The sequence below is a fragment of the Acinetobacter sp. NBRC 100985 genome (assembly GCF_000241225.1).
In the GTDB taxonomy this organism is placed as follows: Bacteria; Pseudomonadota; Gammaproteobacteria; order Pseudomonadales; family Moraxellaceae; genus Acinetobacter; species Acinetobacter venetianus.
Window position 1 is genome coordinate 1 of the sequence record NZ_BAEB01000037.1, and the last position, 14478, is coordinate 14478.

At 38.7% G+C, this 14478-nt stretch carries 10 protein-coding genes; 5 read left to right on the plus strand and 5 right to left on the minus strand.

What is annotated here, in order from left to right; genetic code table 11:
- The 3 genes from ACT4_RS13595 to ACT4_RS13605 all read left to right on the plus strand — a co-directional run.
- The coding region (locus ACT4_RS13595) for an S-layer family protein (protein WP_034605207.1) at positions 1-3971 on the plus strand (3971 nt) is incomplete at its 5' end.
- A 111-nt stretch (positions 3972-4082) separates the two neighbouring features.
- The gene (locus ACT4_RS13600; protein WP_007483030.1) at positions 4083-5750 is read left to right on the plus strand and encodes a hypothetical protein; all 1668 of its coding nucleotides are present in this window, start codon (positions 4083-4085) and stop codon (positions 5748-5750) included.
- 16 nt (positions 5751-5766) lie between these two features.
- Complete coding sequence (locus ACT4_RS13605) at positions 5767-7473, plus strand: CapA family protein (RefSeq protein WP_007483032.1); 1707 nt, start codon at positions 5767-5769, stop codon at positions 7471-7473.
- Here ACT4_RS13605 and ACT4_RS13610 read toward each other — a convergent pair.
- On the minus strand, positions 7470-8198 hold the full coding sequence (locus ACT4_RS13610) for a metalloprotease (RefSeq protein WP_007483034.1): 729 nt from the start codon (positions 8196-8198) through the stop codon (positions 7470-7472). The two genes, ACT4_RS13605 and ACT4_RS13610, sit on opposite strands and share 4 nt — an antisense overlap.
- A 91-nt stretch (positions 8199-8289) precedes the next feature.
- Between ACT4_RS13610 and ACT4_RS13615 the strand changes: the two genes are divergently transcribed.
- Both ACT4_RS13615 and ACT4_RS13620 read left to right on the plus strand, forming a co-directional pair.
- Positions 8290-8607: an MGMT family protein gene (locus tag ACT4_RS13615; RefSeq protein WP_004878274.1), complete on the plus strand. Its 318-nt coding sequence runs from the start codon at positions 8290-8292 to the stop codon at positions 8605-8607.
- A 106-nt stretch (positions 8608-8713) separates the two neighbouring features.
- The gene (locus tag ACT4_RS13620) at positions 8714-9226 is read left to right on the plus strand and encodes a hypothetical protein (RefSeq protein ID WP_004878275.1); all 513 of its coding nucleotides are present in this window, start codon (positions 8714-8716) and stop codon (positions 9224-9226) included.
- Between the two features lie 90 nt (positions 9227-9316).
- Here ACT4_RS13620 and ACT4_RS13625 read toward each other — a convergent pair whose 3' ends face one another.
- The 4 genes from ACT4_RS13625 to carB form a co-directional block, all read right to left on the minus strand.
- The gene (locus tag ACT4_RS13625) at positions 9317-9754 is read right to left on the minus strand and encodes a universal stress protein (protein ID WP_004878276.1); all 438 of its coding nucleotides are present in this window, start codon (positions 9752-9754) and stop codon (positions 9317-9319) included.
- A gap of 228 nt (positions 9755-9982) precedes the next feature.
- Positions 9983-10606, minus strand: a complete 624-nt coding sequence (locus tag ACT4_RS13630) for a CatB-related O-acetyltransferase (protein WP_007483039.1) — start codon at positions 10604-10606, stop codon at positions 9983-9985.
- A gap of 62 nt (positions 10607-10668) precedes the next feature.
- On the minus strand, positions 10669-11145 hold the full coding sequence (gene greA, locus ACT4_RS13635; RefSeq protein WP_004878279.1) for a transcription elongation factor GreA: 477 nt from the start codon (positions 11143-11145) through the stop codon (positions 10669-10671).
- 91 nt (positions 11146-11236) lie between these two features.
- Positions 11237-14470 (minus strand): carbamoyl-phosphate synthase large subunit, encoded by a 3234-nt coding sequence (carB, locus tag ACT4_RS13640; RefSeq protein ID WP_004878281.1) that lies wholly within the window; start codon positions 14468-14470, stop codon positions 11237-11239.
- Positions 14471-14478: the final 8 nt, after the last annotated feature.

Here is a 14478-nt window from a genome sequence, read left to right on the forward strand (position 1 = left end):
TAGTGCCGCAAGACTTGATCACCACGATCACAGTACCTGATGACCTCAATGGTGATGGAATTTTGAACTTGTTAGAGGTTGGAGTTGATGGTGTATTCGAAGCCCAAGTTGGTTTAGGTGTAGATGCCGTTGCAGGCACAGTGGTGAATGTGAATGGTACGGATTACACCGTCACGACAACCGACTTGGCAAATGGCTTCATCACAGCAACGATTGATGCATCGACGGCAGACCCGATCACAGGTGAGATAGTGCTCCATGCAGAAGCGGTGGATAGCGAAGGCAATGTGGACATGGCTGATGCAGATGTCACTCTAACCGTATTGAATACCAGTACTATAACGGCATTTGATAATACAGATACTGCTATATTAGCGCCTGAACCATTGTTGATTGCTGATGATGCTCCATTAGGTAGTGAAACTTATTTAGCTTTGGTTTCACTTGCTGGACTTGACCTACAGTTAGGTTCAGAATCTATTGGTTTCTCTGTTGCTGCTGATCAAGAAGGTACAGCAACATTTACATATAGTGCATTACTCGGTGCAGATGTTTTATCTGACTATTCATTGGTACTACAAAAACTAGATCCAATATCTGGTCAGTGGACTTCTGTTTACGGTGGTGGTGAAGCTGATATTCTAGATTTAACACTGCTAGGTGGAACTCCGAGTGTAGTTATTGACGGATTGGAAGAAGGCACATACCGTGCGTTCATGACATACAATGGATTAGCAGGTATTGGTTTACTTGGTACTTTAACTGGAACCATGGATGTATATGACACTACCCAAATTGGCGGTTTCTATACAGAAAATGCAGATGGTAATGTCATTCTTGATATGAACACAAGTGGTGAGACTGATATTGTAACTGGAACGACAGTTGTTTCTGCAGTTAATGGACAAGCTGTAACAGGTGTAGATACAGTTATAGTTGGTACATACGGTACATTGACTATTGATCCAGATGGTACTTATACATATACACCTAATGCAGATGCTGCAGGTATAGGTCAAGAAGATGTATTTATTTATACATTATATGATCCAGCTACAGGGGATGCTGCTGAAGCAACATTAACAATTGATTTAAGCTCTGTAAAAGCAATTGATAACCTTGCCGTTGCAGAGATTAACCCAGAACCGTTACTTGTTGCCGATGATGTAGCCCTTGGAGATGCTTCTTACCTAGCTACGGTTTCTGTAGCAGGTTTAGATCTGCAATTACTGTCTGAAGATGCGATACAGTTTACTGTTGATCCAAACCGTGAAGGTACAGCAACGTTTACATTTGATGCATTATTAACAGCGAGTGTACTAAGTGATTATGCGATTGTTGTTCAGAAATTTGATGAAACAACTGGTCAATGGGTATCTGTCGGTGGTGATAATCCTGATGCTTCATTGATTAGTTTATCTCTCATAGGAGGTACTCCTACAGCTGTGCTTGAGGGATTAGATTCTGGTAATTACCGTGCTTTTATTTCTTATGAAGGTTTGTTAGGTGCTGGTCTAGGTGGAACATTAACTGGAACAATGGATGTTTATAATCCATTTATCATCGACGGATATTCTGTTCAGGCGATATCTGGTAACGTTATCAATGATACTGGTATCAATGGTGGTATCGATGCTGCAAGCAGTAATGCCATTATATCAATGGTTAATGGTTCCGTTATTGACCCAGCTGGTACTACGATTGTTGGTACATACGGAACTTTAGTCATAGATCAGGATGGTAACTATACATATACACCGAATGCCGATGGTTTGAATCTTGGTCAAGTTGATCAATTTACCTATACATTGCTTGATCCTGTAACTGGTGACACTTCAGATGCAATTCTGTATGTCCACTTAGATAGTGAAAGTGTGGATATGACTTGGAATGATGCTGATCCATCACAACCAGCAATTATTACAAGTCCGCTTCCTGTAGATGCAATGGATAACGTTGATTCGGCCTCTATTGATCTTGTATATCCAGTAACTCAAGAAGTACTAGATAATGCGATTAGCTATAGTTGGCTGTTAGGTGTTGGTGGTTTGGTAATTGGTGCAAATGAAGGAACAGCAACTTTCACTGTTGATCCAGGTAATTTGACTGACGCTATCATTTCCGTAGATTTTGGTTCACTTGCAACTGTAGTTGATGGTTTACATGTAGTTCTTACTCGCCTAAATCCAGATGGTACAAGTACTGTAGTTGCTGATAGTAGTGACATTGGTGTAATAGATTTACTTGGAATCTTTGGTTCTTCAGTTGAATTCCAAGTCAGTAATCTTGGTGCAGGAACGTATGAGTTGTTCATGGAAAGTGACACACTTCTTACCGCACTTGGTAGTGTAACTGCTGATATTACCTTGAATCACGGTGATATTACTCAAGCACCAACATTAGTTGCTGATACAGTCAATGGTAATGTTCTAACTGATGACGATTCAGCCGCTTATGGTACTGGTTACACACCTGACTACATCACGAGTACATCTGTTGTCACTTTTGTTGAATCTGAGAATGGAAATACAGCGACAGTTGCAGCAGGTACTCCAACAGTAATTAATGGGGCTTATGGCACATTAACTTTAAATTCGGATGGTAGTTATAGTTATCAAGCAACAGCTGATACCACAAATATTGGTAAAGTTGATAGCTTCACTTATACGGTAACTGATCCTGTGACTGGCCGAACAGATACTGCAACGTTACATGTTCAAATTGGTTCACCGGATGTTGAAATCACATGGAATACTACCGATCCATCACTTGATGCTGCTATTCCTGCACCAGTAGCGAATGCAGATACAAATGATGCAACTATAAGTATGGCTCCTGTGACAGATGCGCCAGTAGATGTGAATAGTGGTAATGTGACCATCGGTAACTTGGTCGGTTTCCCTGTTCCATTACCTGTCTTAAGTAGTACGGTTACATCTGATCAGTTTACTGTTGCGGCGAATACAGTAAATGATGTTCATGTACAACTTAATTACACTGCTTCACTAAGCTTATCGGCATTCCCTACAACAGGTTATACAATTCAGCAATTTGTTGGTGGGACTTGGGTGAACACTGTTTATTCAGGTTCAGCGACTGCTCTTGCTGGTGTTTTAGGTGCTCCTGCATATGAGGCTGATATTCCTCACTTGTCTGAAGGTACGTATCGTGTTGTATTTAGCTTGTCGAGTGCGCTTTCCCTTGGTGTTGTAACATTAGATTCTATCGTTACAACGACTGCTACACACACAGACACTTATACTCCTGATGGACAATCCGATTGGATTCAAGGAAATATTCTGGATGGTGATGTTTCTGGTGGAGTAGCTGACATAACTGATGGTTCTCAACTTTATGTCGAAGTATCACCTGGTGTTTATGAAGTCGCAGCAGGGCAACCGATTAATACTGGCGAAGGAACGTTGTATTTATATAACGATGGTTCATATTACTACCAAGCTCTTGATAGTGCTGCCAGTGCAACGATTGATACGATTAACTACAAACTTGTATCAGTTACAGGAGCTGAATCTTCAAGTACTTTAACGATTGATTTAAGTCAAGAGTTGAACAGTTTGGTTGTAAGCACCTCTGCTAATGAAACATTCACCTTAGGAGATGGATCAGATACATTAATCTTCAACACATTAACCGCGGCAAGTGTCACAAATGCTACAGGTGGTAATGGGGTAGATATATGGACTGATTTCCACTTCGGAGATGTTACGACTGATACACAAGCAGATAAGATTGATCTATCTAACTTGTTGTTAGGCAATGTAAATGCTCTGAATATCGGACAGTATGTAGATGTAAGTTATGATGCAGTATCTCAAACGGTTACACTCAGCGTTGATCGAGATGGTGGACTCGGTGGTACTTATACCGATACAGCATTGCTTCAACTAACAAATATGCCTACTGAAGTAACGTTACAAGACTTGCTCAACAATGGTCAGATTATCTACTGATAATTATTATGAAAAAAAGAGAACCTTCGGGTTCTCTTTTTTGTTTGATTTCATTGATAAAGAATTATGCTATCTTGTCTAAAATATTTATAAATTCTAGAAACTTAAAATATGACAACAACTTTGATTTCAGGAATTGATCAGTTAAAAAGTCAATTACTTGATTACCTAGAAAAAGTACAACTCTATACGCAAGTAGAGAAAACAGTCTTGTTTTTTTCATATGGAGAAAGAGAGGAACGTTGCAAAGTTTGGAATTCAGCGTATTCGAGTTTTTCTACTGCCAAAGCACAATTATTTAGTTTTTTAGATCAGCGATATGAAGCACAACAGTCTTTACCTGAATTTTTAAAATTTGACTTTGTTTTCAACGTTCAAAAAGAGCAATGGGATGATGTTGAGCAAACAGTGAGAAACCAATTTCACAATAATCACTATAGAAAAGGCATTAGTTTCGATGAAAATTTTGAATGTTGCTTCTTAGAGCAAGAACTTTATGGCCGAGCAATCATTCGAGGGTTAAGCTATGATAAACCTAACTTTTTTGATGAGGCTAATCTGAATACGAGTATCTTACGAAAATACGATGATTCAAAAAAAATAATCAATCTTAAAGAATTGCAACAGGTATGGACGTTTGATACCTATGCTATGTTCTATGAAAACAATCAATTGATTCAGTTGCAAAGCCAGTTCACCGAAAATGGTGTTCGATACTTGATGGAACCGAAGAAGCAACATTTTATAAAAATGATTAAGCAAAATGCAGCATTCATCACTTCACAGATTCAAGAAGATGGCAGATTTATTTATGGATGTTTTCCTGCCTATGATCGGAGTATTCGAAATTACAATACGATTCGGCATTGCACCACGAACTACGCTCTAATCGAAACCTTAATGATCGATAATCATGAAGGGCATTTAAAGAAAATAAGGTCAGCAATTGATTATGCCTTGGCTCATTTTTATTTCGAGCAAGAACCTCAGCTTGCTCATATGTTAGATGCAAGTGAACCAGAAAAATTAGATGAAATTAAGTTAGGCGCAAATGCCGCTGCAATCTTAATGCTCACTAAATATCAAGAGCTTACAGGAGATAATCAATATCTGGATTATGCTAAAAAGTTAGCCAATGGAATTTTATCAATGGTAAATTCAGAAGGTGAAACGACTCATGTACTGCATTATCCAAATATGGAATTAAAGCAAAAATTTCGCATTGTTTATTATGACGGTGAAGCTGCTTTGGCCTTATTGCGGTTGTATCAACTAAAACCAGAAGAAAAATTATTAAGTACAGTAAAGCTCATGTTTGAACGTTTTATTTCTGAAAGATATGAGCGCTATCATGATCATTGGCTCAGTTACTGTACCAATGAACTAACGAAAATTTGCCCAGAGGAAAAGTATTTTCTCTTTGGTATGAAAAACTACCTGAGACATATGATTTTTATTCGCAATCGAAAGACCAGTTATGCCACCTTATTAGAGTTAATGATGGCTGCGTATCAAATGATAGAGAGAATGAAGATGCTCGGTTTAGCAGAACTGTTCAAGCAATCACATTTTGATGATTTGAAAAAGCTTATCGAGTTTCGGGCTGAGTTCCAACGGACAGGTTTCTTTTACCCTGAAGTTGCAATGTATATGGCGCGGCCAGATAAAATTTTACATGCATTCTATGTGAGACATGATCGTTTTCGCGTTCGAATAGATGATCAGGAACATAATTTGTCTGGATATATTGCTTATGTTCAGCATTTTGAAAATGAATAAATTGAGGTTTAAATAAATGGATTTATCTCAAGAAATTAAAATAATAACGCAGATTAAATCTGAAGACTTTCAGCATTCGATTTGGCAAACATCGCTTTCGGTGGATTGTAATAACTGGATCGTTTTGTACCTTGCGATGCAAATGATTCAAGCTGAAAAATTAAAATTGGATCAAAGGATTGAGCTAGAGGGAAGTCGCCAAAACAACCTTTTTGGACGTTCAAAAAAACAAGCTTATACTGTTTTGGAGCTATTACAGTACATCGCATTTGCCCAACCACCAGAACTAGCTTTGCAATTATTGAGTCAGTTATTAGGTAGTCGTGAGCAGACACAGATCGCATTACAGCATGAATTAAAAAAATTTAAACTTGATACTCAAGTTCAAACCATTAGAGAACTTTATCAACTGGCAGAAGCAATTTTTTTAATGCCAATTGAGATCATTCAACAAGTCTTTCAGAAGCAGCTAAGCTTCAAAGGCAATACGCTGACACCGATCAGCTCGATATTAACGTGCTCTCAACTAGATGCCGTGTTGTATTTGGAATATGCGAATAAACAGATTTATTTTTCCTATCGAGCAGAAAATCAAACCATTGGTATCTTTTGTTTATTTGATTCAATTCAACGCATTGATCACATTATTCCTTATTATCATTATTTTACAGAGGGATTGATTCCATTAAAGTCGATCCAAGCAAAAAGTGAATGGATCAATATCATCGGTGATACTTACTTTGGTGAGTTTTACACTGAGATTCGAAAATGCAAAGGAAATGATGACGCATTACAACGCTATGGTTATCAACATTCATTTGAAAAAATCAAAGCCTTTTTTAATGAAAATGATCTGAATATTGCGAATTTTGAGGCAGTCTTTAACTCAGAAAAAGATTCTCCTCTACAAGATAAGAAAGCATTTATTTTGGGTGCCGAAGTGAAAGAAACGATCCAAGAATTTAAAAGAGTTCATCTCAATACAGTTTGCCTCGGAAATAATCATTTAAAGGATTATGGCGCTGCTAGTTTACGATACACCTTACAGCAGTTTGATGAGGCGAATATCCAGTACATTGGTGCTGGATTAGATCAACAACAAGCACATCAGTTTTTTGAGATTAGAACAGTGCAAAAAACCTTTGCGATTTTTAATGGTTATTGGCATCGGGATATTGCCTATCAAGATTATGATTTTTATGCATTAGGGAATAGTGCTGGAGTCGCTTGTCTAAATACGATTTTATTTGAACAGATTATCCATTATAAAACACGTCATCCTAACCATAAGGTCATCTTAATTTGTCATTGGGGTGTTGATTTCAAAACAACTCATCCAGAGCAAGAAAGTCTAGCTAAATTATTTACCCAAATTGGCGTTGATCTGATCATTGGACATGGCGCGCATACGATTCAGCCGATTCAATATATTCATGATAAACCAGTAGTTTTTGGGATAGGAAATGGGGTGTTTAATAGCAATGGTGAATATAAAAAGCATCAGGCTTTACCTTATGGCATGATTGCTCGTATTAATGTTAATGAAGAAATTGTGCAACTGTATCCAATTTTTACAGACAATTTAGAAACTTTTTGGCAGCCATATCCTGTGAATGAAAAACAATTTAAGCAGGCAAGTGACTATCTAACGCAACATTTGGATCAAAGTCATTATCAATTTAAAAAGAATGCATTAGGTTCTTTTATTGAGCTGAAAATCTAAGGGTATTTTGCATAATTTTGCAAAATAGTATTCAATTGTTCTGAGGTAAAACCTAAGTTACGTAGACCTCCGCTACCTAATTTACAGTCGTAGCTGGTCATAATATTGGTTGGTGTACTTTTCTTTGCTCTCGGTGCACAAACATGTCCTAAACCAAAAGCATGTCCCATTTCATGGATACTTGCGGCTTGTGTTTGATAGTTGAGTCGTTCCCAATCGATCAAGATAAAAGGCTGTCCCTGATTTCTAAACCCCCAACTGGTAATATCGTCGTACTTGAGTTTTTGATTGTATGCGTCATAAATAATGAAAAAAACTTCTTTGCTTTTACGTTTTGGGAAACAGCTTTTAACAGCGCCAGGAATGTTGTCGGGAATGAGGGCAGTGGGCTGATTCAAACGATTTGCCAATTCACATTTTCGTTTGCTGAAGTCTTGATAAGAGTAGTAATGATTGATTCTAAACTTAAAGATTTTTTGATTATCTTCATCAAGGAAGTAGCGGTTTAAAATCTCTAACTCTTTGTACATTTGCAAACGCGTATCAAATACTTTTGCTTCAGGACGATTGGTCGTGTAGACAAAGCTTACATAGACGACGGGAAGATGGCTTGCTGCGTCAATTTTGTATTTATACGGTGTAATTTTCACCGGTGGTTTTTTGGTGGTACATGAAGCTGTAAAGGTCAGACATAAGGCTGTAAGCAATATCAGTTTTGATCGCATTTTTATGTTCCTCTGTCCATCAATTTTTAATTGTTCTTTAGGAAATTCGTTCTGATTTTCAATATGCTAACAGATTTTTTGAGAGGAAATTGTGAAAGATAGTAATGAGTTGCATCGACAGATTTTAGAAGTTATTGCTTTAATTCCCTATGGGAAAGTAGCAACTTATGGGCAGATTGCAAAGTTAGCGGGTATTCCTAAGCATGCGCGATTGGTTGGTTACGTTCTCAAGCATTTGGATCAGGAGAGTAGTATTCCTTGGCATCGCGTTATTAATTCACAAGGAAAAATAAGTGTGATGCGTATAAATGAAAAAGGAGGGAATATTCAACAACAATTATTGGCCGATGAGGGGATTTATCTTTTAAATAATAAAATTAATTTAAAGGTTTTTAGTTGGATTCCATAAAGCTAAAAATAAATAGACTGATTTGTATAAAAGGATATTGCCGTTATTTTATTTTTTAATTACAATAATTATACATAAAGAATACATATGTATATTTGGTAATTAAATGAAAAAATTAGCTGTTATTTGTGGGATCGCTGCGCTTAGTTTATCTGGATGTGCGAGCATTATGTCTGGTAGAACTCAGACAATGACATTTGAGAGTACGCCAGAACTCAGTAATATTACGATTTTAAATAAAGCAGGTAAAAAAGTTCATGTAGGACAAGCACCTGTGACTGTAAGTTTGAAAAGAAGCTCAGGTTTCTTTGTACCTGAAAAATATACTGTAATCTTTGAAAAAGAAGGCTACGAAACTAAAACTGTGAATGTTTCAGCACACGTAAATGGTTGGTATGTTGGAAATATTGTTTTTGGTGGCTTACTTGGTTTGTTGATCATTGATCCTGCGACAGGTGCAATGTATAGCCTAAGTACAAAAGATACGAATGTCGTATTAAATGATCTTAAGAAAGAAAACCTTCAAGCAAATACGCAGTCATTAACTATCGTTTCTACGACTGAATTACCAAAAGATGTATTAGAAAAGGCAAAACCAATTCAATTAGCATCAGAATAAATATAAAAAAGCCAGTATCAAGATATTACTCTTGTACTGGCTTTGATTTTAAATTAATAAGATTCGATGGTTAAATCTTCATAAATATAATTAACGCACGATCAAAACAGGAATATGACTTTCTCCTAATACTTTTTGGGCAACGCTACCTAATATAAATTTTTTAATGCCTGTACGACCATGTGATCCCATAATAATAAGATCAGATCCTAAGTTCTGTGCTGCACCGATAATTTCTTCGTGTATTGAAAAACCTTCAAGTATTTGTGTTCCAACGGTTAAGCCAAGCTCTTCAAACTTTTTCTCTGCTTTATCTAAGTTTTCTTGTACATAACTGCGTACGCGTTCGATCAGTTCATTGCTTTGACCAAGTTTAAGATAGGCATCAGCTAGATAAGGGTCTAAGGTCATCACTTCAACGACTGTGATTTCACTATTCAGTGCTTTTGCGAGTTGTGCAGCTTCTTGGATCACGTTTACTGCAATTTCTGAATCATCTATGGCAACGAGGATTTTTTGATAAGTCATGGTGATTGCTCCTTATTATTACTGTCTAATTGCTTGTGAAATTTTTGTTTAAAATACTGTCTATGGTTTTATATTAAACTGATTATGAGATGAATAAAACCTAGTAAATTTATAGGGATAGTTATTATTTATAGGAGTATGGTTAAGCCATTACGGTGTTTTAAATATATGAAATTTCCATAAAAATACAGTGTAGGTATACACATGATTTATTTGTAAAAAGTTTGATTAATCTTTCCTTAGATGCTTGAGAAGGGTTTCCACATCATCCGTCTGCAATGTTTCACGCATTTTTAAAATCTGCTTTTCATCAAAGTCATAGAGTTTGATCGAGAGCAATTTTTCAATATCAGATTCGGAGAAACGGTATTTGATAATTTTGGCAGGAACTCCGCCAACAACAGCATAAGGCGGCACATCTTGAGTGACCACAGCACCTGTGGCGACCACAGCGCCTTCACCTAATTTAACCCCTTGCATGATCATTGCTCGACTGCCAATCCAACAACCATCAGCAATCACAGTATCACCAGCGGGTAGAAAGCTGCGTGTATCAAAAGGGAAGGTCGAAATCCAATCTGGGCGATGGAGTTGATTGCCACCCATCATAATCACGCATTCAGCACCAAAACAAACAAAGTTACCGATATGGAGTTGATCGATTGGCTTCTCAGGCAAAGATGGTTTGTCATGTAAATAACGGACAACACAACGTTCAAAACCCTGATCCCAATAGGCTGAGTAATAAGAATAATTACCTTTAATATGGATATTCGGATTTTTCACTGTTTTGGAAATAAATTCGAACTCACACCAATGTTTAACAGGAGAGTTGATCAAAGATGAGTCCATTGAATTTCCACAGTGTATCTTGAGAAGAAAAACCCCTCAGAAGAGGGGTTGATGATTTGGAATTAGAGATATTCCACACTTACGATTTCATATTCAACTTCACCTTGTGGTGTCTGAATTTTCGCTTCGTCGCCTTCACTCTTACCTAAAAGACCACGCGCGATTGGTGAGTTCACTGAGATTTTATTGATTTTAAAATCTGCTTCGTCATCACCTACGATTTTGTAAGTTTTGCGTTCTTCAGTATCAAGGTTTTCAATAGTAACTGTTACCCCGAACACAACACGACCATTTTGCTCAAGGTCTTTTACATCGATCACTTGGCATGCGCCGAGCTTACCTTCGATATCTTGGATGCGGCCTTCACAGAAACCTTGTTGCTCACGAGCAGCATGATATTCAGCATTTTCTTTGAGGTCACCGTGTTCACGTGCCTCAGCAATTGCCTGCGTGATACGAGGGCGATCCACTGTTTTTAGCTGTTGTAATTCTTTCTCTAAGGCAACCTTGCCTTCGGGAGTCATAGGATAACGTTGCATTTTAGTCCCCTCTAAATTGGTTGGGAAAATACAGGATTAAAAAAAGAAAAAGCCCGCCACCGATAAGGTGACGGGACTTATCGGTAGGGAATTAACCTACAGTTTGTAAATCTTGCAAGCGGTATACATCCATTGGCAATTTCACAGCAAATGCTTGGCAAACTGCTTCAGCACCGTTGATTGTCGTTGTGTAATACACTTTGCCTTGGAGGGCAGCACGACGAATCATCGCTGAATCATACTGAGCTTGTTTGCCTTCAGTTGTGTTGACAATAAGATGAATTTCACCATTTTTCAAGCGGTCAACAATATGAGGGCGACCTTCAGTGACTTTATTTACTGCTTCGCACTCTAAACCAGCTGCTTGAAGTACTTGGTAAGTACCATTAGTTGCAACAAGTTTGAAGCCATAAGCAATTAACTTTTGAGCAATGTCAGTAATGTATTTCTTATCTGATTCACGAACAGACAAGAATGCATGTTTAACTTCGCCTTCAGTTGGTAAGCCAGGCAAACGTTCATTTGAGCCCAATACTGCTTTATAGAATGCTTCGCCAAATGTATGACCTACACCCATTACTTCACCTGTCGATTTCATCTCAGGGCCAAGCATTGGGTCAACACCAGGGAATTTAGCGAATGGGAACACCGCTTCTTTCACTGCAAAACGTGTTGGGATAATTTCTTTAGTGAAACCTTGAGATTCAAGTGATTGACCCGCCATACAACGAGCTGCAACTTTTGCCAAAGATTCACCAATACATTTAGACACGAATGGAACCGTACGTGATGCACGTGGGTTTACTTCGAGTACGTAAATGTCGTTGCCTTTTACAGCAAACTGAACGTTCATTAAACCAACAACGCCAAGTTCTTTAGCCATTGCTACAGTTTGACGACGCATTTCATCCTGAACTTCTTGTGAAAGAGAGTAAGGAGGAATCGAACATGCCGAGTCACCTGAGTGAATACCTGCTTGTTCAATGTGTTGCATGATACCGCCGATTACAACATCTTTACCGTCAGATACGCAGTCTACGTCAACTTCAGTCGCATCATCTAGGAAACGGTCAAGTAGGACAGGTGCTTCATTAGATGCTTGTACTGCTTCACGAAGGTAGCGTTTAAGCTCTTCTTCGTTATACACGATTTCCATTGCACGGCCACCTAATACATAAGATGGGCGAACAACCAGTGGATAGCCTACTTTCGCTGCTTCTGAAATACCTTCTTCAGCAGATTTTACGATGCTGTTGTTTGGTTGACGGAGCTGTAAACGTTGAATCATCTGTTGGAAACGTTCACGGTCTTCAGCACGGTCAATCGCATCTGGTGATGTACCAATGATTGGCGTACCAGCTTCTTCTAAAGCACGAGCCAATTTCAATGGAGTCTGACCACCATACTGTACGATTACGCCCTTAGGCTTCTCAGTACGTACGATTTCCAATACATCTTCCAGAGTTACAGGTTCGAAGTATAAACGATCAGATGTGTCATAATCGGTAGAAACTGTTTCAGGGTTACAGTTCACCATGATAGTTTCGTAACCGTCATCACGCATTGCAAGCGCAGCGTGTACACAGCAGTAATCAAACTCAATACCTTGACCAATACGGTTAGGACCACCACCAATCACCATGATCTTGTCACGATTAGATGGATTTGCTTCACATTCTTCATCGTAAGTTGAATACATATATGCTGTACCTGATTCAAATTCAGCAGCACATGTATCAACACGTTTGTAAACAGGATATACACCCAAGTTCCAACGTTGTTTACGGAATTGCTTTTGTGAAATACCCATTAAGTTCGCAATGCGAAGGTCCGATAAACCTTTACGTTTGAATGAACGGATATTGTCAGCATTCAAGTCACCAAAACCTAAAGCTTTTACTTGAGCTTCTGTTTTAATGATGTCTTCGATTTGAATTAAGAACCAACGGTCAATTTTTGTTGCTTCAAATACGTCATCTAAAGAGAAACCGTGGCGGAATGCATCAGCAACGTACCAAATACGCTCTGGGCCAGGCACTTTAAGTTCTTTTAAGATGATGTCTTTGGCATTGGCTGTACCTGCTTCAACTTTTTCATCAAAGCCACATACACCAACTTCAAGACCGCGAAGTGCTTTTTGTACAGATTCTTGGAAGTTACGACCAATCGCCATTACTTCACCCACAGATTTCATCTGAGTGGTTAATACTGGCTCAGCTTGTGGGAACTTTTCGAAGTTGAAACGTGGAATCTTCGTTACAACGTAGTCAATCGATGGTTCGAAAGATGCAGGTGTTACGCCGCCAGTGATGTCATTTTTCAATTCATCAAGGGTGTAACCGACTGCAAGTTTCGCCGCGATTTTTGCGATTGGGAAACCTGTTGCTTTAGATGCAAGCGCAGATGAACGTGATACACGTGGGTTCATCTCGATCACAACCATGCGACCGTCTTTCGGGTTAATACCGAATTGAACGTTTGAGCCACCTGTTTCAACACCGATTTCACGAAGAACTGCAACCGATGCATTACGCATCAATTGATATTCTTTGTCTGTCAATGTTTGCGCAGGCGCAACGGTGATTGAGTCACCTGTGTGAACGCCCATTGGATCAAAGTTTTCGATCGCACATACGATGATACAGTTGTCGTTTTTGTCACGAACAACTTCCATTTCGTATTCTTTCCAACCAATCAATGATTCATCAATCAATAATTGGTGAGTAGGAGAGAGGTCAAAACCACGTTCACAGATTTCAAGGAATTCTTCGCGGTTATAAGCGATACCACCACCAGAACCACCCATCGTGAATGATGGACGAATGATGACAGGGAAACCGAAACCAGCTTGGATGGCTAAAGCTTCTTCCATTGTTTCAGCGATAGCAGCTTTTGGACATTCCAAACCGATTTTGCGCATTGCGATATCGAAAAGTTTACGGTCTTCCGCTTTTTCGATTGCATCTTTACTCGCGCCGATCAATTCAACATTGTATTTTTCTAAAATACCGTGCTCATCTAATGCAAGCGCACAGTTCAATGCAGTTTGACCACCCATAGTAGGAAGGACTGCATCTGGACGCTCTTTTTCGATGATTTGAGCAACAGTCTGCCAAGTGATTGGCTCGATATAAGTTGCATCCGCCATTGAAGGGTCAGTCATGATGGTCGCTGGGTTAGAGTTTACCAAAATAACGCGGTAACCCTCTTCACGAAGCGCTTTACATGCTTGCGCACCTGAATAGTCAAACTCACACGCCTGACCAATGACAATCGGACCAGCACCAATAATTAAGATGCTTTTAATATCCGTACGTTTAGGCATTATTCGCT